This window comes from Mesorhizobium sp. M0870 (genome assembly GCF_040319775.1).
Classification (GTDB): Bacteria; Pseudomonadota; Alphaproteobacteria; order Rhizobiales; family Rhizobiaceae; genus Mesorhizobium.
Map to the genome: position 1 here is coordinate 1 of NZ_JAMYOI010000083.1, position 1,044 is coordinate 1,044.

The 1,044-nt window shown below is 57.1% G+C and carries 1 protein-coding gene; it reads right to left on the reverse strand.

Annotated features, from left to right (window positions below; translation table 11 throughout):
- Positions 1-988: IS481 family transposase (locus NKH97_RS33225; protein WP_352799985.1), on the reverse strand; the 988-nt coding region annotated here is incomplete at its 3' end.
- Positions 989-1,044 lie beyond the last annotated feature (56 nt).

Sequence of the window (1,044 nt, forward strand, 5' to 3'; positions counted from 1 at the left end):
TGTTTAGTCCCAAGGTTTGATGGGTTGGATGGAGCCTGAATCGTTCGGGCTCTTTTGTCCAGATTTTGCAGATGTATTCAAAGGGCGTGAGGCCCTTGAGGGTCTTCAGTCGTCGGCCGAAATTATAGGCTAAGACGAAATCGGCGAGATGCTGGCGCAGTTGGTCATGGCTCTCGTAGTAGAAGCGTTTGACGGTCGCATCCTTGATCGTGCGGTTCATGCGTTCGACCTGGCCGTTGGTCCATGGGTGCCTTGGCTTTGTCGTTCGGTGGTCGATATCGGCCTTGGCGCAAGTATGTTCGAAGGCGTGCGCCCATATGATTTCTCCCGCCGCCATGGCTTCCTTGATCAGCGGAACGGCCGAGCCGCCGGCACCTGGGGTCGTGAACTGAATGCCGTTGTCGGTAAGCACTGTGTGGATCTTGTAAGGGACAGCATCAAGAAGATGGCGCAGGAAATCGGCGGAGACCGCTGTCGTTGCCTTCTCGTGCAGCTCGACGAAAGCGAACTTCGAGGTCCGATCTATGGCCACGAACATATGCAGCTTGCCCTGCTCGGTTCGGACCTCGGCGACGTCGATATGGAAGTAGCCGATTGGATAGGCCTTGAACTTCTTCCTTGCCGGCTTGTCGGCCTCGACATCCGGCAACCTGCCTATCCCGTGACGCTGCAGGCAGCGATGCAAGGATGACCGCGACAGATGCGGGATCGTCGGTTGGAGAGCATAGAGGCAATCGTCCAGTGGCAGCAGCGTATAACGCCGAAAGGCGACGATGACCGCCTCTTCCTCAGTCGATAGCACTGTCGACTTCGGATCTCTGGGGCCAGTCGGAAGATCGGCGGCCGACGTCCGGTTCCTCCACTTCCTAACCGTCTTCTGATTGATGCCGTAGCGCTTCGCCAGCGCCCTCAGGCTCTCTTGACTATGCTGTATCGCTCGACGGATCGCCTCTGTCGTCGTGGCGCTCCCATGAAGAACCTGGCCCATAGCGCATCCTTTGATTCGGACGAAAAGTATGCACCATCAAAGCCTGGGATCAAACA